Raw genomic sequence first — 22,916 nt, forward strand, 5'->3', positions numbered from 1 at the left:
GGATGGCCAGGGCGATGTGGTCGGGGACGTTGAGCTTCGGGCTGGTCACGGTGCCGGTGGCGCTGTACTCGGCCACCGAGGACCACTCGGTGCGGTTTCGCCAGCTCCAGCGCGGCACCTCGGACCGGGTGCGCAACCAGCGGGTGAACGAGCGCACCGGGGAGGAGGTGGAGTACTCCGACGTGGTCAAGGGCTACGAGCTGTCCGAGGGCGAGTACGTGGTGGTCGAGCCGCACGAGCTGGACGAGCTGGCGCCCGGGCGGTCCCGCACGATCGAGATCATCGGCTTCGTCGAGCTCGGCGAGGTGGAGCCGATCCTGTTCGACAAGACCTACTACCTGGGCCCGAAGGGCAAGGAGTACACCAAGGTCTACGCCCTGCTGCGGGAGGCGCTCGGCCGGACCGGCAAGGCCGGGATCGCCAAGTTCTCGATGCGCGGCCGGGAGTACCTGACCGCCGTGCACGCCGAGGGCGACACGCTGACCCTGCACACCATGCACTTCGCCGACGAGATCCGGGACCCGCGCCAGGAGGTGGACAACCTGCCGGAGGCCGACGCGACCGTCCAGGAACGGGAGTTGAAGGCGGCCGAGCAGCTGGTCGAGATGCTCGCGATGGACTGGGACCCGAAGGCCTACCGGGACGAGTACGAGGACCGGGTGCGGGAGCTGGTCGAGGCCAAGGTGGAGGGCAAGGAGATCGTCCGGCCGGAGAGCCCGATGGTGGCCACCAACGTCGTCGACCTGATGGATGCGCTGAACCGGAGCATGGAGGCGGCGGGCGGCGGGGGGAAGCAGGAGAAGCAGGGTCTCGACGATCTCACCAAGGCGCAACTGTACGAGAAGGCAAGCGAGTTGAAGATCCCGCACCGCTCCACGATGACCCGGGACGAGCTCCAGCGGGCCGTCCAGCAGGCCACCGCCTCAACAACGGCCGGCAAGCGGAGGCTGAAGGCGGTCTCCTGATCAGGTGTTGCCCAGCCAGACCGTGGTGACGTTGCAGAACTCCCGGATGCCGTGGCCGGCCAGCTCGCGGCCGTACCCCGAGTGCTTGACGCCGCCGAACGGCAGCGCCGGGTGCGAGGCGGTCATCCCGTTGAAGAAGATCCCGCCCGCCTCCAACTCCCGCAGGCAGTAGTCACGTTCACCGGGGTCGGTGGTCCAGATGTTCGAACTCAGGCCGTACGGTGTCGCGTTGGCCAGTTCGACGGCCTGCTCCAGGCTCTGTACCCGGTACAGCACCGCGACCGGCCCGAAGGTCTCCTCCCGGTGCACCCGCATCGCCGGTGTCACGCCGGTGAGCACGGTGGGCGGGTAGTACCAGCCGGCGGACGGCAGGGCCGCCTGGGTGCCACCGGTCTCGGCGATCGCGCCGTGGGCCAGTGCGTCGGCGACCAGTGCGGCCAGCTCGTCCCGGCCCTGACGGGTCGCCAGTGGGCCCAGGTCGGTGGACGGGTCCATCGGGTCGCCGACCCGCAGCGCCCGCATCGCCTCCGCGAAGGCAGCCGCGAACTGCGGGTAGACCTGCTCGTGCACGATGAAGCGCTTGGCGGCGATGCAGGACTGGCCGTTGTTCTGGATCCTGGCCCGGACGGCGGTGCTCACCGCGGCTGTCAGATCGGCGCTCGGCAGCACCAGGAAGGGATCGCTGCCGCCGAGTTCCAGCACGCTCTTCTTGAGTGCGTCCCCGGCCGCCGCGCCGACCGCCCGGCCCGCGCCCTCGCTGCCGGTCAGCGTCACGGCGGCCACCCGCGGGTCGGCGATCAGCTGCGGTACGGCGTCCGAGCCGACCAGCAGCGACTGGAAGCACCCCTCGGCCGCCCCGGCCCGGCGGAACAGGTCGGCCAGCGCGAGCGCGGTGCGGGGCACGTTGGAGGCGTGCTTGAGCAGTGCCACGTTGCCCGCCATCAGGGCGGGCGCCAGGAACCGGACCACCTGCCAGAGCGGGAAGTTCCACGGCATCACCGCCAGCACGGCCCCGAGCGGGCGGTACCTGACGTACGCCAGCGCGGCCCCGGAGTCGGCCACGTCCAGGTCGTTCGGGTACTCGTCGGCGATCAGCGCGGCGCCGTGGTCGGCGTACCAGCGCAGTGCCTTCGCGCACTTGGCCGCCTCCGCCCTGGCCTGGGTCAGGGGCTTGCCCATCTCGGTGGTCACTGTCCGGGCGATCTGCTCGCGCTCGGTGTCCAGCAGCCCGGCCGCCCGGCGGAGCAGCTCCGCGCGCTCCTCGAAGCTGGTGGTGCGGTACGTCCGGAAGGCGTTCGCCGCCTTGGCCAGGGCCAGTTCGACGGCGTCCTGGTCCAGTGGGTCGAAGGTCTCCAGGGTCTCGCCCGTGGCCGGGTTGACGGTCGCGATCGGCATGGGGTGCCTCCTGGGGACGGTTACGCAGGATGCTCGGCGATCCGGGTGGCGGCCTCCCGGGCCCGGGCGCCGGTCCTGGTCCGGCCCGGGGCGACGTGGCGGTAGGGGAAGCGGCGCAGGTACTCCGCCTCCAGCTGCCCGGAGCGGAGGGTGTGCCGGTAGAGGGCCTCTTCGGAGCCGTACAGGAAGGTCTCGTGCCGGGTGCGGTGCAGCTGCTCCAGCTCGTGGAGCAGGATGTCCGTCTCCAGGTCGGTGGCCGGGATGCCTCCCGTGCGGGTGTCGGAGTGCAGCATCGTTCCTCCTCCTTGGTGTTATCCCCTCGTTCTACCGAGTGCCCCCGTGCGGGCGGCGGAAACCGGGCAAACCGGTTCAGGAGCTGTCAAACCGGTTTCCGGTCGGGCCGGACGGGGGACCAGCAGCCGTATGGACCCCGTCCGTGCACTGGAGCGGATCGCCTACCTGCTGGAGCGCGAGCACGCGACCGAGTACCGGGTGCGCGCCTTCCGGCAGGCCGCCGCCGCAGCCCGGGCGCACCTGGCCGAGCACCCCGATCCGGCCGCGCTGGCCGCCGGGGCGAGCCGGCTGCCCGGGATCGGCCCGACCACCGCGAAGGTGATCGCCGAGGCGGTGGCCGGCCGGACCCCGGTCTACCTGGCCGAGCTGGAGACCAGGGCCGACGAACCGCTGGCCACCGGCGGCGAGGAGTTGCTCGCCGCGCTGCGTGGCGACTGCCACCTGCACTCCGACTGGTCCGACGGCCAGGTCCCGATCGAGACCATGGCCCGGACCGCGATCGAGCTCGGCCACAAGTGGGCGGTGCTCACCGACCACTCGCCCCGGCTGACCGTCGCGCACGGACTGAGTCCCGAACGGCTGCGCCGGCAGCTCGACGTGGTGGCCGAACTGAACACCCGGCTGGCCCCGTTCGAGCTGCTCACCGGGATCGAGTGCGACATCCTCGACGACGGCTCGCTCGACCAGGAGGACGAACTGCTCGACCGGGTGGACCTGGTGGTCGGCTCGGTGCACTCCAAACTGCGGATGGACCCGCTGCTGATGACCCGTCGGCTGCTGAACGCGGTGCGCAATCCCCGGCTGGACATCCTCGGCCACTGCACCGGGCGGCTGCTCGGCGACAAGCCGCGCCCCGAGTCCCGGTTCGACGCCGAGCGGGTCTTCGCGGCCTGCGCCGAGGCGGGCGCCGCCGTCGAGATCAACTGCCGCCCCGAGCGCCGCGATCCGCCGTCCCGGCTGATCGCGCTCGCGGTCGAGGCGGGCTGCCTGTTCTCGATCGACACCGACGCGCACGCCCCCGGGCAGCTGGCCTGGCAGCCGTACGGCTGTGCCCGGGCGGCGGCTGCGGGCATCGGCGCCGAGCGGGTCGTCACCACCTGGACCGCGAAGCAGCTGCGCACCTGGGCGGACACCCGGCGAGTCCCGAGGCGGCGGTAATGCCCGAGGTGACGCTGACGGAGGTGGAGGGGCGGCGGCTGCGGCTGACCCACCTGGAGAAGGTGCTCTACCCCGAGACCGGCTGGACCAAGGCCGCCGCCGTGCACTACTACGCGAGCATCGCGCCCCGGCTGCTGCCGCACCTGGCCGGGCGGCCCGCCTCCTTCCTGCGCTTCCCCGAAGGCGTCCAGGGGCAGCGGTTCTGGGCCAAGCGGGTACCCGCCGGGTCGCCGGACTGGCTGACCACGCTTGATGTCGAGCACCGCGAGGAGACGCTCCGTCATGTCGTGGTGGCCGACCTACCCACGCTGGTCTGGGCGGCCAACCTCGGGGCGCTCGAACTGCACGTCCCGCAGTGGCAGTTGGAGCCCGCCGAGCACGACCGCCTGATCATCGACCTGGACCCGGGCCCGGGCGCCTCGATCGTGGAGTGCTGCACCGTCGCGCTGGCCGCCCGCCGGGCGCTGGCGGCGGACGGGCTGACGGCCTGGGCCAAGACCTCGGGTTCGAAGGGTCTGCACCTGCTGGTACCGCTGCAACCCACCCCGGAGCGGGCCGCCACCGGCTACGCCAGGCAGCTGGCGATGCGGCTGCGGCAGGCCGACCCGGCGCTGGTGGTCGACCGGATGGACAAGTCGCTGCGCCGCAACAAGGTTTTCGTCGACTGGTCGCAGAACACCAGCGCCAAGACCACCGTCGCCCCGTACTCGATCCGGGCCGGTGACCGCCCGCTGGTCTCGACTCCGGTGAGCTGGACGGCCGTTCGGGACTGCCGTCGCCCCGAGGAGCTGGAGTTCAGCCCCGAACAGGTGCTGGCACGCCGTCGTGATCCGATGGCCGACCTGACCCGGCCCCGCCACCGGGGGCGCCTGCCGGAATGACGGGCGCCCGGAACGATGCAGCAACGCTGCGAGTTTCCGCCCGCCTGCCCCGGCGCGCACCGTGAAGGGGTGACTGCACCATGGCACCAGCGAGGCTCCGAAGATCAGACCGGCCAGGGCGGCCAACCGGAGGCCGGAGCACCGGGCGAGGGCCTGCGTGCACTGCTGCACCGGGTCGCCCTCGGCGACGAAGCGGCGTTCGGGAGGCTCTACGACGTGATCGCCGGGCCGGTGTTCGGCGTGGTGCGGCAGGTGGTGCTGGACCGCGCCCAGGCCGAGGAGGTCACCCAGGAGGTGCTGCTGGAGATCTGGCGCGGCGCCGCCCGCTACCGGCCCGAGCGCGGCCAGGTCCTGCCGTGGGTGCTGACCATCGCGCACCGACGCGCCGTCGACCGGGTCCGCGCCGCGCAGGCCGCCGCCGACCGGGACCGTCGGGAGGCCGCCGCCGCGTACACCCGTCCGTACGACGAGGTGGCCGAGCGGGTGGAGGCCCGGGCGGACCAGGAGCTGGTCAGGCGCTGCCTGCGAGGGCTCACGGAGGTGCAGCGCCAGTCGATCGCCCTGGCCTACTACGGCGGCTACTCGCAGGCGCAGATCGCCGAGCTGCTCGGCACCCCGCTCGGCACGGTCAAGACCCGGACCAGGGACGGGCTGATCCGGATGCGGGACGCCCTGACCGCCGAGGCGCGGCGGGTGCCGGGCCGTCCGGTCGCGCTCCGGCGGCGAACGGTCTGAGCAGGTGCCACACCCGGGCCAAGCGACGCGGGAACGCTGCGAGTCGCCCGGCCCGCCCCGGGGGCCGACGGTGGGGACAGTGGCATCGGCCTCCCGCACCGAACGGAGCGAGCTCATGGACCTTCGCGACGAACTTCCCCTCGACCACCGGCTGGCCCGGGTCTACCGGTACGGAGCCGGACTCTGTGGTGCCGCGCTGCTGGTATTCGGCTGCCTCGGCCTGGCGGACGGGCTGGCCTTCTTCAGCACCAACGGCGAGCACGTCGCCGGGCTCTCCAGCAACGGCCTGCTGAGCCTGGTCTCGATCGTCACCGCGGCGGTGCTGATCACCGGTGCGGTGATCGGCGGCAACACGGCGTCGACGATCAACATCGTGGTCGGCACCCTCTTCGTGCTCAGCGGTTTCGTCAACCTCACGCTGCTGGACTCCGGCGCCAACTTCCTGGCCTTCGGGATCTCCAACGTGATCTTCAGCTTCGTGATGGGCTTCGTCATCGCCACCTTCGGGATGTACGGCCGGGTCAGCTCCAGGCTGCCGCGCGACAACCCGTACTGGCAGGCCCGGCACCCGCACGCGACCGCCCCGGCTCCCCTGGCGACCACCACCAGGCGCAGCCTCGGCTGACCGTCCACCGTCCACACCAGGAGTCCCCTCATGCACCGACCTCTGCTCCGGGCGATCGGCGCCGCGACCGCGCTGTACGGCCTGGCGGTCACGGCCCGGCCCGGCCTGCTGGCCGGGCCGTCCGGACTGGCCGACCCGGACGGCTCTGTGCCCCCGTCCACCGCCACCTGCCTCCGGCCGCTGGCCCTGCGGGACGCGGCCTGCGGCCTGGCCATGCTGCTGGCACCGGATGACCGCAGTCTGCGCACCGCCACCTTGCTCCGGATCGCCTCGGACTTCGGTGACGCGGCGCTGCTCTCCGGCACCCTGCCCGGCCGACGGCACCGCCTGATGGCGCTCGGCGTCTCGGTCGGCTGGGGCGCCCTGTCGGTGGCGGGCCTGCTCGGCTCCCGGCCACCGGCGCCCGGACCGGGTCCGGTCCCCGCACACCACTTCGGCACGGCGCCGCCCGAGTGCGGTCGCCCCAGGAGGTGAACGTCGTGACCGCTCCGCTGACGGCGCACGAACAGTTGCTCCTCGCCCGGATCGAGGAGACCCTGCGCCGGACCGACCCGGTGCTCGACCGGCGGCTGGGCCGTAATCCCGGGCGCCTGCGACGGCTCGCCCGGCGGCCGCGGATGCTCGTGTTGGCCGTCGCCGTACTCGCGACCCTCGCCGTGGCCTCGGCCCTGTGCGCCGCCGCCGGTGCCCTGTTCGCCGTGGTGCCGGCCGTGCTGGCCGCGGTGGCGACGGCCCTGACCTTCCGTCAGCTCGCCCGCCTCCAGTGCCGCTGAGCGGACTGTCCCCGGAGGAAGTCATGACCCCCACCCCCGCCCCGACCGGCCCGCCCGCCGGCGTGACCCCCGAGTGCGAGGCGTCCACCTGCCCCGCCATCTCCACCCCCGAGTCCGTGGAGCTGCACACCGCCTGGCCGGACTGGGCCCCGCTGCTGGTGATCGGCCTGCCGGTGCTCAGCTGTGCGGGGTTCGCGGCCGGCCGGATCGCCGGATGGTGACCGTGACCGGTGCGCAGGGCGAGCCGGTGGGCGGCCCCGCCGCAGGCGGCCGTACGCTCCCAACCGTGCCCGAACCCACCGGCGTCCCGCCGCTCGCCGAAGCCAGCCTGACCACCGGCGGGGTGGCCCGGCGCCTCGGCGTCTCGCCGACCACCGTGCGCTCCTGGGAACGCCGTTACGGCATCGGCCCGGCCGAGCGGGAGTCAGGACACCACCGGCGCTGGAGCCCGGCGGACGTCGCGGTGCTGGAGGCGATGTGCCGGCTGACGGCCCGTGGGGTGCCGCCCGGCGAGGCGGCCAGGCTCGCGCGCGGCGCGGCACCCCTGGTGCCGGAGCCCGAGGAGCCCGGCGGCCGGACGGCGCCCGGGGGCAGCAACGCACTGCCGGTCGGTCAGGTCCGGCCCGAGTGCCGGGGCCTGGCCCGGGCGGCCGTGCGGCTGGACACCGCCGAGGTCTCGCTGATCCTGCGTCAGGCGACCGAAGGGCTCGGCGCGGTGACCGCCTGGACCGAGGTGATGATGCCCGCCCTGCGCGCCGCCGGCCGGAAGTGGGCCGCCGAGGGCGAGCGGTACGTCGAGGTGGAGCACCTGCTCTCCTGGCACGTCTCCACCGCGCTGCGCCGGGTCGCCGACCGGCCCGGGCAGGCACCGCAGGGGCCGCCCGTGCTGCTGGCCGGGATGCCCGGCGAGCAGCACACCCTCCCGCTGGAGGCGGTTGCCGCCGGACTGGCCGAACTGGGCCTGCCGTACCGGATGTTCGGCCCCTCCGTGCCGGCCGAGGCGCTGCTGGAGGCGGTCCGCCGGACCGGTCCGGCCGCCGTGATGATCTGGTCACAGAGCAGGCCCACCGCCGACCGGGTGCTGGCCCGCCGGACCGCCGAGACCGCCTGGGGCGGGCGCGGCGCCCGGAGCCGGCCGGTGGTCCTGACGGCGGGCCCGGGCTGGACCGGCACCCCACCGGGGCCGGGCCTGCTGCGCCCGCGCGACCTGGCGGCGGCCCTGGACCGGATCGGACGGCTGCTGACCGACTGACCCGTCCCATCCGATCGCCGGTCCGCCCCGAATACCGGTCGGCGGTCGGCAGCGCGCCGCAGCGCCGGAAGGAGCACCCGATGGTCAGTGTGGAGCGCAGCATCACCGTGGACCGGCCCGCCGACGAGGTCCTGCGGTACCTGGCGGACTTCGGCCACGCCCCGGAGTGGGACCCGGGTACCGAGAGCTGCGTCCGGGTGGACGACGGCGCGGTGGTCCGGGGCAGCCGGTGGATCAACGTCTCCCGCTTCCGGGGCCGTCGCACCCGGTTGACCTACCGGCTCGAACGGTACGAGGACGACCGGCTGGTGTTCGTCGGGGAGAACCGCACGGTGACCGCCACGGACGACATCACCGTCCGCCCCTGGGACGGTCGGACGGTGGTGGTCTACCAAGCCCACCTGCGGTTCAAGGGCCTGGCCCGGCTTGCGGCACCCTTCCTGCGCCCCGCGTTCGAGGGGCTCGCCGACGGCGTCGCCGAGCAGCTGCCGCGTGTGCTCCGGACGCGCTGACAGCCGTTCAGGGGCCCGGCCGGGCCCCTGAACGCAGGTCAGACCAGGGTCTGCCAGTAGTACCAGAACCGCTGCAGGATCAGGACCGCGATCACCGCGTACCAGAGGACGGGGACCGCCCAGTGGTAGCGGGCCGCCTCCCGGACGACCGGGCGCAGGGCACCCGGGGTGCGGATCACGCCGGACTTCAGGTTGTGCAGCGTGGTGTACCAGAACAGCGGGATCATCGCCGCCCAGACCACCATGCAGTACGGGCAGAGCGCGCCGATCGAGTACAGGGTCTGCGTCATCAGCCAGGTGACGAAGCCGATCCCGAACAGGGTGCCGAGCTGGAGCCCGAGCCAGAACCGGCGTGCGTACACCGCTCCGGCCAGGATGCCCGCGCCGACGGCGACCACCACGGCGAAGGCGGCCAGGCCGATCAGCGAGTTGGGGAAGCCGAAGACCGAGGCCTGGTCGCTGAGCATCACCGAGCCGCAGCTGATGATCGGGTTGATGCTGCAGCTGGGGACGTAGGACGGGTCCTCCAGCAGCTTGATCTTGTCCAGGGTCAGCACGGCCGAGGCGAACAGCCCGAGCAGGCCCGTGACGACGAACAGCCAGCCGAGCCGTCTGCCGGCCGCGACGGGGGTGGTCACTTCGCCCCCGTGGTCTGCTGGACCAGGGCCTTGAAGGCGTCACCGGTGATCGGCTGGTTGCCGGGGAAGACGTTCAGCTGCTTGCCGTCGAGCTGGACGGTCGGGGTGCCGCTGACGCCGCTGTTGTCGAAGGCGGTGGAGACCTTGGCGGCCCAGGGCAGGTAGGTGCCCTCCTTGACCGCCTTGACGAAGGCGTCGGTCTTCAGGCCGGGGACCTGGCCGGCGAGGTCGAGGATGGTGTTGACGTCGCCGAAGCCGTCCTTGCGCTCGTCGGGCTGGTTGGCGTAGAGCACGTCGTGGAAGGCCTTGAACTTGTCCACGCCTTCGTTGAGCGCCGCACCCGCCGCGTTGAGCGCGGTCTTGGAGCCCTTGCCGCCGAGGTTCTTGTCCAGGAAGGTGGCGAGCTGGTACTCGATCTTGTATGTGCCGTCGTCCGCGAGCTGCTGCATGGTCTTGCCCGCGCTGCTCTCCAGCTGCTCGCAGACCGGGCAGCGGAAGTCCTCGTAGACCTTGAGGGTGTGCGGGGCGTCGGCCTTGCCGTAGGTGACCAGGGTGCCGTCGGCGCCCGAGACGTTCGCCGGGACGACGAGCGGGCCGGCGGCCGCGCTGTCGGCGGCGCCGTCACCGCTGTTGCCGCTCACGGCGAAGGCCACGCCGCCGACCAGGGCCAGTACGGCGACGGAGGAGACGCCGATCACCACCCGGCGACGGCGCTTCTCGGCCTGCACCTCGCGGGCGCGCTCCTCCTTGAGACGGGAGGTGGCGGACTGCTTCTTCTGCTGGTTGCTGCTCATGACGGTGTCGAATCCTGTCGCTGCGCACGCCGAAGGCGCGCGGGTACCTGGGGGGAGGCGGGACGCCCGGGCGGCAAAGGGCCCAGGGCGGTCGGACGGCCTACGCGAGGTGTACTTCAGCAGGCCGGTGCGAACACCGGCGGGCCACGCCGCAGGGCGGGCCGGAGCAGGATGTCGTCGGCCGGGATCCGGGCCCGGCTCGACTCGGGGATGGGCAGCCGCAGCACCGGACGGGCCGGGCGCGGGGCCGGCAGGCGGAGGAACCGCCAGGCACCGGCGAGCAGTTCGCCGAGCAGTCGGGAGGTGGTGGCCTGCCCGGTCAGTGCGGCCTCGCTGTGGCGCAGCGCCAGAGCGGCCAGCAGGGCGACCAGCAGGTGGCCGAAGAGCACCGGCAGCCCCGCCAGCGGCGCGGGCGTGCTGCCCGGGCTGAGCAGGAACTCGCCGATCGAACCGCCGGAGCAGACCAGCGGCTCGAAGCCGGCCAGTGGCCGGGTGCCGCCCGGCACGGCGCAGGTGAGCTGGCCGAGGTCGAACAGCACGCCGACGGCGAGCTGGGTGGGGAGCAGGACCGCGAGGATCCGGCCGAAGCCCCACCCCGAGCGGAGGACGGCGAACGCCACCAGGAAGGCGGCCACGCCCGCGAGCGCCATCACCGAGACCGGCAGCGGCTGCCCGGTCAGCACGACCTGGCCGAGGGCGGCAAGCGGCACGACGAGCGCGGCGAACACCGCCGCGCGCACCGTCCTGGTTGCCTGACTGCCCTTCATGCCGACGAGTCTGCCACAGCGGAGATATGGCGTGCGTGAGCCTGTGAGCCGCCTCACGGGGCTGCTGTGAGGTCGCTCACGGGACAGTTTCGGGGTCGGCGGGATCGGCAAGACCGAGCTGAAGCTGTTGCTCAGTGAGCTGGGCGTGCCAAGGACGACTGACCCGGTGGCACCGAGGAGTTGGCGGCCAGGTTCCGCTCGGAGCGCCGCCACTGAATTGCGGCTGTGGTGCGGCTCCGGAAAACCTCCGGCGGGCCGGGGCGGTCCGCTGACATAGTGGCCGGATGCGTCTGATCAAGTACGGCCACGCCTGTGTGCGCCTGGAGACCGACGGCCGAGTGCTGGTGATCGACCCGGGTACGTTCTCCGAGGCCGAAGCCCTGGACTCGGTCTCGGACGTGCTGGTGACCCACGAGCACGCCGACCACATCGACATCGCCAAGCTGGTGGCGGCCCGGGAGCAGAACCCGGCGCTCCGGGTGCACCTGCCGCGGCAGGCCGCCGAGCAGCTCCCGGAGCTGGGTGACTCGGCGGTCGTCGTCGAGGTGGGGCAGCGGTTCACCGCGGCCGGGTTCACCGTCGACGTGGTGGGCGGGGCCCATGCCGAGATCTACGACGGCCTGCCCGGCTGCGCGAACGTCGGCTTCGTGGTGGACGGCGATGTCTACCACCCCGGCGACTCGCTGTTCGTCCCGGAGCAGCCGGTGACCACGCTGCTGGTACCCGCCGCTGCGCCGTGGCTCAAGCTGGGCGAGGCACTGGACTTCGTCCGGGCGGTGAAGCCGGTCCGGGCGTTCCCGATCCACGACGCCTTCCTCAGCGAGCTCGGCCGGGGGAACTTCGACGGCTGGATGGACTTCAAGGGCGGCACCGAGTACGCCCGGGTTCCGCTCGGCGAGTCCGTGACGTTCTGACCCCGGAGACCCCCGACCGAGGGGTCCGGGGCCTTCGGCCGGTTACGGGTGGTGCGGGAGTGGAAGGAGTGCGGCGGGGGATCGGACGAGCGCTGAGGGGCACACGGTCATGGGCGAGGGCACGACGCGAACGGTACTGAACGGACTGGACGGCGCCGAACTGTCCGAACTCGCCTCCTTCTACCGCGAGTTGCACGCCAACCCGGAGCTCTCCTCGGCCGAGCACCGGACCGCCGCCGAGATCGCCCGCCGGGTGGAGAAGCTCGGCTGCCAGGTCACCACCGGGGTCGGCGGGACCGGGGTGGTCGGGGTGCTGCGGAACGGCGCCGGGCCGACCGTGCTGCTGCGGGCCGACTTCGACGGGCTGCCGGTCCGCGAGGAGACCGGGCTGCCGTACGCCTCGACCGCCACCGGGGTGGACCCGGACGGCCGGGAGGTGCCGGTGATGCACGCCTGCGGCCACGACATGCACGTGACCTGCCTGGTCGGGGCGCTGGGGCTGCTGGCCCGGTCGCTCGACGCCTGGTCGGGGACGGTGCTGGCGGTGTTCCAGCCGGCCGAGGAGACCGGGACGGGCGCGCGGGCGATGGTGGACGACGGCCTGTTCGAGCGGTTCGGCCGCCCGGACGTGGTGCTCGGGCAGCACGTCGCCCCGTACCCGGCCGGGATGGTGGGGCTGCACGCGGGACCGGCGTTCGCGGCCACCGACGCGCTGCGGATCAGGATGTTCGGCAAGGGCGCGCACGGCTCGCGGCCGGAGTCGTCGATCGACCCGGTGGTGATGGCCGCCGCGACCGTGCTGCGCCTGCAGACCCTGGTGTCGCGGGAGATCGCGGCGACCGAGACCGCCGTGGTCACGGTCGGCTCGCTGCACGCCGGGACCAAGGACAACATCATCCCGGCCGAGGCCGAGCTGAGAGTCAACATCCGCAGCTACACGCCGGAGGTCAGGACGGCCCTGCTGGCCGGGGTCGAACGGATCGTCAGGGCCGAGGCGGCCGCCTCCGGGGCGACCCGGGAGCCCGCGTTCACGCCCCTGGACAGCTTCCCGGTGCTGGTCAACGACCAGGCCGCGGCGGACCGGGCCAGGGCGGCGCTGGTGGCGCAGCTGGGGGAGCGGTGCGTGGCGGACCCGGGCCCGGTGACCGGCAGCGAGGACGTCGGCGCGTTCGGCGCGGCCGCCGGGGTGCCGACCTGCTACTGGCTGTTCGGTGGCACCGACCCGGCCGAGTACGCCCGCGCCGAGGCGGCCGGCCGGGTGGCCCAGGACATCCCGTCCAACCACTCGCCGCACTTCGCGCCGGTGATCGAGCCGACCCTGAGCACGGGCGTCACCGCGCTGGTGACCGTCGCGCTGGCCTGGCTGGGCCGGGGGTGACGGCCGGTCAGTAGGTGGAGGTGACCGGCCGGGAGTACCGGACGGTGTCGTCGTCGTCCGAGGTCACCGTGGTGGTGACCGAGCTGGCGACATACGACAGGACACCGATGACGATGAACACCACCAGCAGGCCGCGCCCCCCGCTGCTGAGCACCAGCGGCCGGGTCGCGGAGACCGGGGCGCCGCCGACGGGGGTGTCGATGGCGGTCTCGCCGAACAGGCCCTTGGGGTAGGCGGAGGTGAGCATCAGGTAGTACGCCTGGTACCGGTACCGGTAGCGGACGATGGCCGCGGTCGCCTCGAAGAGCGGGCGCGGCATCCGTCCCAGGAACAGCACCACCAGCCAGCTGATGAACGAGACCGTCCACCAGCCGACCATCAGCACGGCCTGGATGATCGCCGCCGGGATGAGCAGGATGATGCGGAAGAAGACCGCGAGCCGGTTCAGCTCACCGGGGCGGACCTCGATCCGGACGGGGTACTCGGGGGCGTCGAACCGGAACGGCGGGTAGGTGTCGACCAGCAGCATTGCGTACGCCTCCACCCGGGTGGTGTACGCGACGTAGTCGGTCAGGAAGCGGGCCGCGAACTCCGGCAGGCGGGCGGTGAACAATGCCCCGAACCAGCCGATCACCATGACGAAGAAGGCCACGATCGAGAGCAGCCAGACCACGATGAACTGCGGGATCAGCAGCAGGAGCCGGAAGAACACGGTGAGTCGGCTCTGTTGCTTCGGTTCCGGCACGTCCAGCGCCGGAAGCCACTCACGGCCGGGCGCCGGCAGCGTGGCGGATGCGTCCCACATGGTGTCTCCCTGAGGCTTCGTCAGCAGTCTCCTGCTCCGAAGATCGCAGGCGCCGCCGCCGCCCGCCCGCCGGGCTGGCCCGAACGGGAGCGGGTCAGGCGCGGCCCTCCAGCTCCAGCAGCTGCTGCTTGCGCTCCAGCCCGCCCGCGTAGCCGGTGAGCGAACCGTCCGCCCCGATCACCCGGTGGCAGGGCCGGATCACCAGCAGCGGGTTCGACCCGTTGGCCGTCCCGACGGCGCGGGCCGACTTGCGGGGGAGCCCCGCCCGCTCGGCCAGCTCGCCGTAGGTGACGGTGTGACCGTGCGGGACCTGCTCCAGGGCGGCCCACACCCGGCGCTGGAAGTCGGTGCCGTGCCCGGTGAACTCCAGGTCGAAGGAGGTCGACTCGCCCGCGAAGTACGCCCGCAGCTGCTCGGCCACCTCGGCGAAGGCCTCGGCCTTCTCGACCCAGTCGGGCTGTACGACAGCCGCGTTCCGCTGCCCCGTCGTCATCGACACCGAGGCGAGCGCCGTGCCGCCCTTGGCGGTGGCGGACTCCTCGCCGACCAGCAGCAGGTCGCCGAGCGGGCTCTCGAGGGTGGTCCAGACGGTGATCACGGTCTCTCCCAGGGATCGGGGTGTTCGTACCTGACCCAGTCTGCCCGGTGGCCGGACGGTCGACCGGCGGAAATCGGACGCCGCGTTCAGGAGGGTCGGCGGGTGGTCGACGGCCGGTGTCCCGCCACCAGGACGGCTCCGGCGGCGGCCGCCACCACGCCGGCGGCGAGGAAGCCGCCGTTGGAGCGCCAGGAGAGCACCGACCAGCGCGACTGGGCGGACAGCAGCGAGCCGGTGCTCAGCCAGGACCCGGCCGAGATCAGCGAGAGCGCGGAGCCGATCGAGCCAAGCGAGAGCACGCTGCCGACCGAGCCGACGGACAGCACGGAGCCGACGGACCCGACGGAGAGCACCGAGCCCACCGAGCCGATCGACAGTACGGAGTCCTTGGACCAGAGCGACAGTGGCGAGTCAGCGAGAGTCGACATGCTCCGATCCTAGTGCTGGGACGGGGGTCTGATGGTGTGTCAGATCGAGTGGGATCATCGCGTCCACATATGTGGAAGGGATACGTAATTTAGGATAACTATTGACCTGCTGGATACCTGTCAGCACCATGATGGGCGGCTGCCTCTCCCCCCACTGCTCTGGAGGTACGTTGTCCCCACGAAATCTCGTCGCGCTCGCCTGCGCGGCGACGGTGCTGCTGGCTGCCGGCGGGTTCGCCGTCGAAGCAAATGGCATGTCACCCAACGGAGTTCAGGAACAGTCCAGCAGCTCGCTGGACCTCTCGAAGGCCAACCGCCGAGCGCCCGTGACCGGTCTGTACGACTGGTCCAAGGCGGGCTACCGGGGCGGCGCGGACCTGCCCGGTGCGGCCGACACCAACCCGGATGCCGCCTGTCAGATCACCCCGGCCGAGCTGGCCGCGCTTGGGGTGCGCCCCGACGACGGGGTGGACGACTCGGCGGGCCTGCAGTCCGCCATCGACCAGATCCGGACCGCCTGCTCGCCGAGCGCGAGCTACACCAAGCTCTCGCTGATCACCCTGCCGACCGGTGTGCTCCAGGTCTCCCGGCAACTCGGCGTCGATGCCGACTACTTGACGATCCGTGGCGCGGGCAGCGGAGCCGGCGGCAGCCGGATCGTGTTCCGGCCGGACGCCGACACCCGGTACGACGCGCTGACGCCGGACGGTTCGGACTGGGACGAGGACGGGATGACCTCGGGCTCGGCCAAGGGCGGCTGGATCTGGCCGGGACGCGGGCTGTTCCGGGTGCAGTCGCGCGGCGTGAACAGCGCCTACGCCAGTGAGTACGCGGCGGCGCCGGCCAACCGGAAGGACCTCTTCGAGGGCACGGTCAACGTGCACTGGAAGGCGGGCCTGAAGCTTCGGGAGAAGACCGGCGGTGCCGGGTTCGCGGCCAGGACAGGCGACACCGTGGTGCCGCTGGCGACCAGCGGCGCACTGACCAACCTCCAGGTCGGCGGACTGGTCAACATCCGGGCCGCCAACTCGCTGAAGTTCTACGCCCAGCAGGACATCCAGCCGGCCGACGGCACGCTGCAGAACATCCATATGCGGCAGCAGATCTTCACCGTCACCGCCGTCGACACCACCAACCGGACCATCACGCTGGACAAGCCGCTGGAGTACGACGTCCCGGTCACCTCGACCTCGGACGGCTCGGCCGCGATCGACGGTGCGGTCTACGACTCCAAGGCCGCGCCGATCGTGGACCCGGTGCTCGGGGTCGGCTTCGAGAACTTCGCGCTCACCCAGGACATGCCGGGGCTGAACGCCGCGGATGCGGTGCACAACTACGGCAACATGTCGCCCGCCGACGAGATGCACGGCATCGTCTTCAAGTGGGCCGCCAACTCCTGGGTCCGGGGCATCCGGACCGAGATGACCGGGTCGCACCCGATCGTCACCGAGGAGGCGTACCACCTGCAGATCGTGAACAACCAGCTGGACGGCTCCTGGAACAAGGGCAAGGGCGGCAACGGGTACTTCAGGGGCTCCCGGGTCTGGGACTCGCTGTACGCGGGCAACACCTCGCGCAACCTGCGGCACTTCACCTTCCAGTGGTCCGCCTCCGGCAACGTGGTGATCGGCAACGACTTCGACTCCGACATCAACCTGCACGGCGGGTGGGAGCGGAACAACCTGATCGAGTTCAACACGGTGACCGTGCCGTACGAGCACCGGTCCGCCAACTGCCGCTCCAACTGCGGCGAGGAGGGCGGGGGAGGGCCGGACGCCTCCACCTGGTTCCCGATCTGGTGGGGCGCGGGCAAGAAGGCGGTGAAGTGGTCCGGCTCCAGCGGGCCGCACAACGTCTTCTTCAACAACACCATGACCAAGCAGGCGACCGCCGGGGCGGCGTACACCCCGTACTACGCCGACCGTCAGCGGATCTACCAGTTCGGCTGGAACGGTACGGCCTGGCAGCACCTGGACTCCGGGGGCACGCCGATCCCGGACTGGGCCGGGCGGGAGCAGCTGGACTTCACCGGCGGGCACGGGGTGGACGCGACCCGGACGGATGCGGGGGCCTCGCTCTTCCTCAAGTCGGTGAACGGGGCCACTCCTTCACCCTCGCCGAGCCAGAGCCAGAGCCAGAGCCCGAGCCCGAGCCCGAGCCCGAGCCCGAGTCCCAGCCCGAGCCCGACCGTCAGCCCGTCGCCGACCGGTGCCGGCTGCCTGACCGCGCGGACGGTCAAGGGGTCGAGCTGGAGCAGCGGGTACGGCATGGACGTCTTCGTCAAGAACAACTGTGCGGTCAAGAGCACGAGTTGGACGGTGGAGTTCGACCTGCCGTCCGGGACTTCGGTCTCCAGCAGCTGGTCGTCCACCAGGACGCAGAGCGGTCAGCACTACAGGTTCGTCAACGTCAGCTACAACGGCGCCATCGCGCCCGGCCAGGAGGAGAGCTTCGGCTTCAACGCCGCCGGTCTCGGCCTGCCGTCCAACCTCACCGCCCGCTGATGGGAGCCGTACGGATGCGCAGAACAGTACTGGGCGGCTTCACCGCCGCCGCGTTGGCCGCCGCGAGCCTGCTGGCGCTGCCCGCGCACGCGGCGGCGCCGAAGCTGACCGCCAAGGTGGTGCAGGGGTCGGTGTGGAGCAGCGGCTACGGAGCCGACGTGGTGATCGCCAACAACGGGGATGCCGCTTCGACGAGTTGGACGGTGGAGTTCGATCTGCCGTCCGGGACTTCGGTCTCCAGCAGTTGGTCGTCCACCAGGACGCAGAGCGGTCAGCACTACAGGTTCGTCAACGTCAGCTACAACGGGAGCATCGCGGTCGGAGCCACCGAGAGCTTCGGCTTCAACGCGAGCGGGCTCGGGCTGCCGCTGAACTGCACTGTCAACGGGGCTCCCTGCGGCGGGGGTTCGACCACCCCTAGTCCGACGCCGAGCCCGAGCCCGACGGCCACGGCATCGCCCACGCCGTCCCCGACCCCGACGCCCACGACACCGCCCGGTCCGGTGGTCGACGTCTCGACCGCCGCCCAGCTGAGCGGTGCGCTGGCGGCGGCTGCGCCGGGCCAGACCATCCGGCTGGCGCCGGGCGAGTACCACGGAGCGTTCGCCGTCACCCGGCCCGGCACGGCGGCGCAGCGGATCACGCTGACCGGGCCGCGGACGGCCGTGCTGGTCAACGACGGGCCTTCGGGTGACCCGCCCGCCTGTCCGGAGCCGACGGCCGGCTGGGACCCGGGTTACGGCCTCTGGCTGGCCGGGGCGCCGTACTGGAACCTGACCGGCTTCACCGTGAAGGACTCCAAGAAGGGTGTGGTGCTGGACAGTTCACACCACGTCACGGTGGACGGGGTGTACGTCCACCACGTCGAGGAGGAGGGGGTGCACTTCCGCCGGTCCTCGGCCGACGGGGTGATCCGCAACTCGGTGATCGAGTACACCGGGCTGGTCCAGCCCGGGTACGGCGAAGGGGTCTACCTCGGTTCGGCGGGCTCGAACTGGGGCTGCCACGGCAACACCGGCGGGGCGGACCGTTCCGACCGGGTGCTGGTGGAGAACAACCGGATCGGCCCGTACATCGCGGCCGAGCCGATCGACGTCAAGGAGGGCACGTACGCCGGGATCATCCGGGGCAACACCTTCGACGGGCGCGGGATCAGCGGGCAGAACTCGGCCGACTCCTGGATCGACGTCAAGGGCATCGACTACCTGATCGAGGGCAACACCGGAAGCTTCGCCGCACCGGGCACCTTCGCCAACGGGTACGAGACGCACAACCCGAGCAGCACGCCGTCCTTCCCGAACGGCTGCGGCAACGTGTGGCGGAACAACTCCTCGGACCTGGGCGGGGTGGGGGCCTACGCCATCAAGATCACCTCGGCGTCGAGCTGTTCGGCCCGGCCCAACGTGGTCTACGCCTCCAACACCGTCACCAGGGCGGTGAGCGGCCTGACCAACGTCCCCGTCACGCCGTAGCGCGACGGGGACGCCGGCCGGCTATCTGATGCCGTGACGGCGGAGCGTACTGGCGAGGGCGGTGGTGTGGGACACCACCGCCTTCGCGACGCGTGCCACCTCCTGCTCGGTGGCGGCGGCGACCGGCATCGAGCAGCTGATCGCGTCGGTGGCGGGAATCCGGTAGTGCACGGGGGCGGAGAGGCAGCTGACCCCCGGGGTGCCCTGTTCGCGTTCCAGCGCCCAGCCCCGGTCCCGGGTGCGGGCCAGTTCGGCGTGCAGTGCGGCGCGGTCGGTGACGGTGTGCGGGGTGAGCGCGGTGAGCTCGGCCGGCAGTATCGCGTCCACCTCGGCGGTGGTCAGCTCGGCGAGCAACGCCTGCCCCAGGGCGGTGAGATGAGCCGGCAGGCGCCGGCCGACCCGGGACACCAGCCGGACTGTGTCGCGGGCCTCCCGGCTGGCCAGGTAGAGCACGTAGGCGTCGTCCCGGCGGGCGAAGTGCACGGTGTAGCCGGTCTCGGCCCGGAGGTCCTCCAGGGCCTCGTTGGCGTACGGCAGCGCCGGGTCGCGGTCCAGGTAGGCGGTGCCGGAGAGCAGCGCGTGCGGCCCGACGCCGAAGGAGGAGCCGCTGTCGTCGGCCTCCACCCACTTGAGTTCGCGCAGGGTCCGGATCAGGGCGTGCAGGCTGCTGCGGGGGTAACCGAGGCGTTCCTGCAGCTCGCTGACGGTCAGTCGGTCGGGGGAGGCGGCGAGTGCCTCCAGGATGCGCACGGTGCGCTCGGCCGACTTGACCGTCGAGGCGTCCGGTTGGGCAGCGGGCATGTCCACCATCCAGATAAGTGCCGCAGGAGTGTTGACCGCCATAGTAACGGACGCTAACTTTCCCTTGCAGCGCTGCCACACTCTCAGATTCTGTCCATATACGTAGACAGGACTTCGATGCTCCGCAGATCCGCAGCCACCCTTGCGGCCGTTCTGGCCGCCGCCGTGGCCCTCTCCACCCTGACCGCGTGCGGCTCCGGCGACAGCCCGGGCGCCACCGACGACAAGTCGCCGCTGGAGATCTGGGTGCGCAAGCCCCCGGGCTCCAACACCGAGAAGACCCACCAGCAACTGGCCGCGAAGTTCACCGAGTTGACCGGCGTGCCGGTCCACGTCACCGCGCTGTTCGACGACTTCGAGACCAAGCTGCAGCAGGCCGCGGCGCAGAAGAAGCTGCCGGACCTGATCGTCAACGACACCGCCCAGCTCGGCACCCTGGTCAAGCAGGGCCTGGTCCGCGAGGTCGACCGGTCGGCCACCAAGGGCGGCGACCAGCTGATACCCGCGTCCTGGGACGCGGCCAAGGGGACCGACGGCAAGTACTACGGCGTCCCGTTCTCGGCGCAGACCTTCGGGCTCTTCATCCGCAAGGACTGGCGGGAGAAGCTCGGTCTGCCGCAGCCCACCAGCTGGGACGAACTCGACGCGCTGGCAGGCGCGTTCACCACCCGGGATCCGGACGGCAACGGCAAGGCCGACAGCTACGGCTACGTGGTCCCCGGCTCCACCAAGCGCGGCTACCTGGACTGGTACTTCTCCAGCTTCCTGTGGTCGGCGGGTGGCGACTACTTCGCCAAGGACGGGAAGACGCCCGCGATCGCCGACCCGGCCTCGGTGCTGGCGGCGCAGCGGCTCAAGGACCAGTTCTGCACCGCGAAGAGCGTGGTGCCGGGCGCGGCCACCGCCGAGACCACCCAGGCGCACCCGCTGTTCGAGACCGGCAAGGGCGGCATCTACTTCACCGGCCCGTACAACATGGCGCGGTTCGACAAGAGTCTCGGCAAGGACAAGTACGAGGTGATCGCGCTGCCCGCCGGTCCGGGTGGCCGGAGCGTCTCGCTGGCCGAGGGGGAGAACGCTTACCTGATGGCCGGTTCGAAGAACCGCTCCGGGCAGCAGAAGTACGCCGAGTTCCTGGTCTCCGCCGAGGGGCAGACCATCGGGATGGCGGGTGACACCGACGGCAACGTGGTCCGACTGCCCGTCAACAAGGGCGTGGACCTGGCGACCGTCCGCAAGGACCAGCGCTGGCTGGTCTTCGACAAGGTCTACCGGGAGGCCGGCCGGTACGCGCCGGTGGTGAAGGAGTGGACCCCGTTCCGGCAGGCCTCCGCCGAGGCGCTGAACGGCATGGTGGCCGACTGCGGCTCCGACCCCAAGGCGGTGCTCACCAAGCTGGCGGGCACCTTCGCCGCAGAGCTGACGAAGCAGGGGGCCGGCTCCTGATGTGGCTGAGGCCCTCGGGCGGGTGGAGCCGGCTCAACCGCCGGGGCCGGCTCACTCCCTGGCTGTTCCTGGCCCCGGCGCTGGTGCTCTTCGCGCTCTTCAAGTTCCTGCCGATGTGGCGGGCGGTCGAGATGAGTTTCCACGAGGTGCGGCCCTACCTGGGGGACCGCTGGGTCGGCGGGGCCAACTACCAACAGGTGGTCACCGACGAGGCGTTCCTCAGCGCGATCTGGCACACCCTGCTGCTGGCGGTCGGCCAGACCGGCGGCTCGGTGCTGCTCGGTCTGGCCCTCGCGCTGGTGCTGGAGGGCACCGCGCGGCGGCTGTGGATCGTCCGCACCGCGGTCTTCCTGCCGACCGTCACCGCGATGGCGGTGGTCGCCGAGGTCTGGCGGATCCTCTACTACCCGGCGCCCGACGGCATGGTGAACGGCCTGTTGAGCTGGGTCGGGGTGGGGCCCTCGCAGTTCCTCAACAGCCCGGACAGCGCGCTCTGGTCGGTCATGACGGTCGGGGTCTGGCGCGGTGCGCCGTACGACATGATGATCTTCCTGGCCGCGCTCGCCGGGGTGGACCGCACCCTCTACGAGGCCGCCGCCGCCGACGGTGCGGGGGTGTGGCGGCGGGTCTGGCACGTGACGCTGCCCGCGCTGCGGCCGGCCTTCGTCATCCTGTTCACCCTGGCGGCCATCCGCAGCCTGCGGGTCTTCACCGAGATCTTCCTGCTCACCAACGGCGGGCCGAACGGCTCGACCGAGGTGCTGATGACCCTGATCTACCGACTCGGGCTGGAGCGCGGGGAGTTGGGCGTGGCGGCGGCCGGGTCGATGGTGCTGCTCGGCGTCTCGGTGCTGCTCACTCTGCTGGTCAGGCTCGGCCGGGCCCGGGCCGTGCACTCCGGAAAGGCCGGGACATGAAGAACCGTCAACTCGACACCGCCCTGGGCCTGGAGACCCGGAACGGTCCGCTCGCCCTGATCGGCAAGCTGGTGCTCTACGGGCTGCTGGTACTGGTCTTCGCCGGCCCGCTGCTCGCTCTGCTGGTCAGCGCGTTCAGCCCGGTCAGCGACCCGACCTCGCTCACCCTGCTGCCGACCGACTTCACGCTGGCCAACTTCCGGGCCGCCTTCGACCGGGACGTGCTGCGCTACCTGCTCAACTCCTTTCTGGTGGTGGGTGGTGGGCTGCTGCTCCAGGTCGGGGTGAGCATCTCGGCCGGCTACGCACTGGCCCGTAAGCGGTTCCCGGGGATGCGGCTGGTGCTGCTGCTGATCCTGTCCACCATGATGCTTCCGGAGGAGGTGCTGGCGATCCCGCTCTCGCTGGTGCTCTCCGACCTCTCGCTGACCGGCAGCCTATGGGGCATGATCGTCCCGGTCGGTGCCTGGGCGTTCTCGATCCTGGTGACCGCCGAGTTCATGAAGGAGATCCCGCTCGAGCTGGAGGAGGCCGCCCGGCTGGACGGCGCCGGTGACCTGCGGATCTTCTGGTCGGTGGTGCTGCCGCTGTGCAAGCCCGCGCTCGGCGTGATCGGCATCTTCGGCTTCACCATGATCTGGGACCAGTACATGCTGCCGCTGCTGGTCGCCACCGACGCCAGGCAGTTCACCCTGCCGCTCGCGCTGCGCACCCTGCGCGCCGACGAACAGGTCGGCGTCGGCGTGCTGCTGGCCTCCGCGCTGCTCGCCCTGCTGCCGAGTGTGCTGGCCTTCCTGGCGATGCAGCGGCAGTTCATGCGCGGGCTCACCTCCGGCGCGGTCAAGGGCTAACCCTCAATCACCT

At 71.7% G+C, this 22,916-nt stretch carries 26 protein-coding genes; 17 read left to right on the forward strand and 9 right to left on the reverse strand.

From position 1 onward, the window contains the following. The first annotated feature begins 2 nt into the window (after positions 1-2). Entirely contained in the window at positions 3-965 is a 963-nt protein-coding gene (gene ku, locus ACXJMZ_RS15500; RefSeq protein WP_457030611.1) for a non-homologous end joining protein Ku, read from the forward strand. Here the strand turns inward: ku and ACXJMZ_RS15505 are convergent, their stop codons facing one another. After that, the gene (locus tag ACXJMZ_RS15505) at positions 966-2,360 is read right to left on the reverse strand and encodes an NADP-dependent succinic semialdehyde dehydrogenase (protein WP_457030612.1); all 1,395 of its coding nucleotides are present in this window, start codon (positions 2,358-2,360) and stop codon (positions 966-968) included. Between the two features lie 20 nt (positions 2,361-2,380). Next, entirely contained in the window at positions 2,381-2,653 is a 273-nt protein-coding gene (locus ACXJMZ_RS15510) for a DUF6158 family protein (protein WP_457030613.1), read from the reverse strand. A 130-nt stretch (positions 2,654-2,783) separates the two neighbouring features. Here ACXJMZ_RS15510 and ACXJMZ_RS15515 point away from each other — a divergent pair, with 130 nt between their 5' ends. From ACXJMZ_RS15515 to ACXJMZ_RS15555, 9 genes are all read left to right on the forward strand, one after another. Continuing rightward, complete coding sequence (locus tag ACXJMZ_RS15515; protein ID WP_457030614.1) at positions 2,784-3,812, forward strand: PHP domain-containing protein; 1,029 nt, start codon at positions 2,784-2,786, stop codon at positions 3,810-3,812. Continuing rightward, a complete protein-coding gene (gene ligD / locus ACXJMZ_RS15520) occupies positions 3,812-4,693 on the forward strand; it encodes a non-homologous end-joining DNA ligase (protein ID WP_457030615.1) in 882 nt (293 codons plus the stop codon). The genes ACXJMZ_RS15515 and ligD overlap by 1 nt, the downstream gene beginning before the upstream one ends. A 153-nt stretch (positions 4,694-4,846) precedes the next feature. After that, positions 4,847-5,428 (forward strand): ECF RNA polymerase sigma factor SigK, encoded by a 582-nt coding sequence (gene sigK, locus ACXJMZ_RS15525; protein ID WP_457030641.1) that lies wholly within the window; start codon positions 4,847-4,849, stop codon positions 5,426-5,428. Between the two features lie 115 nt (positions 5,429-5,543). Then, positions 5,544-6,053, forward strand: a complete 510-nt coding sequence (locus tag ACXJMZ_RS15530; protein WP_457030616.1) for a DUF4383 domain-containing protein — start codon at positions 5,544-5,546, stop codon at positions 6,051-6,053. A gap of 30 nt (positions 6,054-6,083) precedes the next feature. Then, positions 6,084-6,527 (forward strand): hypothetical protein, encoded by a 444-nt coding sequence (locus tag ACXJMZ_RS15535; protein WP_457030617.1) that lies wholly within the window; start codon positions 6,084-6,086, stop codon positions 6,525-6,527. Between the two features lie 5 nt (positions 6,528-6,532). After that, positions 6,533-6,826 (forward strand): DUF3040 domain-containing protein, encoded by a 294-nt coding sequence (locus ACXJMZ_RS15540; RefSeq protein ID WP_457030618.1) that lies wholly within the window; start codon positions 6,533-6,535, stop codon positions 6,824-6,826. A gap of 23 nt (positions 6,827-6,849) precedes the next feature. After that, a complete protein-coding gene (locus ACXJMZ_RS15545) occupies positions 6,850-7,047 on the forward strand; it encodes a hypothetical protein (RefSeq protein ID WP_457030619.1) in 198 nt (65 codons plus the stop codon). Continuing rightward, positions 7,041-8,078, forward strand: a complete 1,038-nt coding sequence (locus ACXJMZ_RS15550; RefSeq protein WP_457030620.1) for a MerR family transcriptional regulator — start codon at positions 7,041-7,043, stop codon at positions 8,076-8,078. The genes ACXJMZ_RS15545 and ACXJMZ_RS15550 overlap by 7 nt, the downstream gene beginning before the upstream one ends. A gap of 80 nt (positions 8,079-8,158) precedes the next feature. Then, entirely contained in the window at positions 8,159-8,590 is a 432-nt protein-coding gene (locus ACXJMZ_RS15555; RefSeq protein ID WP_457030621.1) for an SRPBCC family protein, read from the forward strand. Between the two features lie 38 nt (positions 8,591-8,628). Here ACXJMZ_RS15555 and ACXJMZ_RS15560 read toward each other — a convergent pair whose 3' ends face one another. The 3 genes from ACXJMZ_RS15560 to ACXJMZ_RS15570 all read right to left on the reverse strand — a co-directional run bounded on the left by ACXJMZ_RS15560 (position 8,629) and on the right by ACXJMZ_RS15570 (position 10,789). Beyond that, positions 8,629-9,228: a vitamin K epoxide reductase family protein gene (locus ACXJMZ_RS15560; protein ID WP_457030622.1), complete on the reverse strand. Its 600-nt coding sequence runs from the start codon at positions 9,226-9,228 to the stop codon at positions 8,629-8,631. Continuing rightward, complete coding sequence (locus tag ACXJMZ_RS15565; RefSeq protein WP_457030623.1) at positions 9,225-10,022, reverse strand: thioredoxin domain-containing protein; 798 nt, start codon at positions 10,020-10,022, stop codon at positions 9,225-9,227. The genes ACXJMZ_RS15560 and ACXJMZ_RS15565 overlap by 4 nt, the downstream gene beginning before the upstream one ends. Before the next feature lie 116 nt (positions 10,023-10,138). Next, positions 10,139-10,789, reverse strand: a complete 651-nt coding sequence (locus ACXJMZ_RS15570) for a hypothetical protein (RefSeq protein WP_157531395.1) — start codon at positions 10,787-10,789, stop codon at positions 10,139-10,141. Between the two features lie 284 nt (positions 10,790-11,073). On the opposite strand from ACXJMZ_RS15570, the gene ACXJMZ_RS15575 reads away from it, so the two are divergent. Both ACXJMZ_RS15575 and ACXJMZ_RS15580 read left to right on the forward strand, forming a co-directional pair. Then, positions 11,074-11,703, forward strand: coding sequence for an MBL fold metallo-hydrolase (locus ACXJMZ_RS15575; protein WP_457030624.1), 630 nt, complete (start codon positions 11,074-11,076; stop codon positions 11,701-11,703). Between the two features lie 109 nt (positions 11,704-11,812). Continuing rightward, the gene (locus ACXJMZ_RS15580; protein WP_457030625.1) at positions 11,813-13,081 is read left to right on the forward strand and encodes an amidohydrolase; all 1,269 of its coding nucleotides are present in this window, start codon (positions 11,813-11,815) and stop codon (positions 13,079-13,081) included. A 7-nt stretch (positions 13,082-13,088) separates the two neighbouring features. Here the strand turns inward: ACXJMZ_RS15580 and ACXJMZ_RS15585 are convergent, their stop codons facing one another. The 3 genes from ACXJMZ_RS15585 to ACXJMZ_RS15595 form a co-directional block, all read right to left on the reverse strand. Beyond that, positions 13,089-13,886, reverse strand: a complete 798-nt coding sequence (locus tag ACXJMZ_RS15585; RefSeq protein WP_457030626.1) for a DUF4389 domain-containing protein — start codon at positions 13,884-13,886, stop codon at positions 13,089-13,091. Between the two features lie 94 nt (positions 13,887-13,980). Continuing rightward, a complete protein-coding gene (locus ACXJMZ_RS15590; protein ID WP_457030642.1) occupies positions 13,981-14,481 on the reverse strand; it encodes a methylated-DNA--[protein]-cysteine S-methyltransferase in 501 nt (166 codons plus the stop codon). A gap of 89 nt (positions 14,482-14,570) precedes the next feature. Continuing rightward, positions 14,571-14,912, reverse strand: coding sequence for a hypothetical protein (locus ACXJMZ_RS15595; protein WP_457030627.1), 342 nt, complete (start codon positions 14,910-14,912; stop codon positions 14,571-14,573). A gap of 170 nt (positions 14,913-15,082) precedes the next feature. Here ACXJMZ_RS15595 and ACXJMZ_RS15600 point away from each other — a divergent pair, with 170 nt between their 5' ends. Further along, on the forward strand, positions 15,083-17,416 hold the full coding sequence (locus tag ACXJMZ_RS15600) for a cellulose binding domain-containing protein (protein WP_457030628.1): 2,334 nt from the start codon (positions 15,083-15,085) through the stop codon (positions 17,414-17,416). A 14-nt stretch (positions 17,417-17,430) separates the two neighbouring features. Further along, entirely contained in the window at positions 17,431-18,888 is a 1,458-nt protein-coding gene (locus ACXJMZ_RS15605; protein ID WP_457030629.1) for a cellulose binding domain-containing protein, read from the forward strand. A gap of 21 nt (positions 18,889-18,909) precedes the next feature. Here ACXJMZ_RS15605 and ACXJMZ_RS15610 read toward each other — a convergent pair whose 3' ends face one another. After that, positions 18,910-19,689: an IclR family transcriptional regulator gene (locus ACXJMZ_RS15610; RefSeq protein WP_457030630.1), complete on the reverse strand. Its 780-nt coding sequence runs from the start codon at positions 19,687-19,689 to the stop codon at positions 18,910-18,912. 117 nt (positions 19,690-19,806) lie between these two features. Here ACXJMZ_RS15610 and ACXJMZ_RS15615 point away from each other — a divergent pair, with 117 nt between their 5' ends. From ACXJMZ_RS15615 to ACXJMZ_RS15625, 3 genes are read left to right on the forward strand one after another with little or no spacing between them, the layout of a single operon-like run. After that, the gene (locus ACXJMZ_RS15615) at positions 19,807-21,135 is read left to right on the forward strand and encodes a sugar ABC transporter substrate-binding protein (protein ID WP_457030631.1); all 1,329 of its coding nucleotides are present in this window, start codon (positions 19,807-19,809) and stop codon (positions 21,133-21,135) included. Next, complete coding sequence (locus tag ACXJMZ_RS15620) at positions 21,135-22,052, forward strand: carbohydrate ABC transporter permease (protein ID WP_457030632.1); 918 nt, start codon at positions 21,135-21,137, stop codon at positions 22,050-22,052. The genes ACXJMZ_RS15615 and ACXJMZ_RS15620 overlap by 1 nt, the downstream gene beginning before the upstream one ends. After that, the gene (locus tag ACXJMZ_RS15625) at positions 22,049-22,903 is read left to right on the forward strand and encodes a carbohydrate ABC transporter permease (protein WP_457030633.1); all 855 of its coding nucleotides are present in this window, start codon (positions 22,049-22,051) and stop codon (positions 22,901-22,903) included. The genes ACXJMZ_RS15620 and ACXJMZ_RS15625 overlap by 4 nt, the downstream gene beginning before the upstream one ends. Positions 22,904-22,916 lie beyond the last annotated feature (13 nt).

The sequence above is a fragment of the Kitasatospora sp. P5_F3 genome (genome assembly GCF_054049135.1).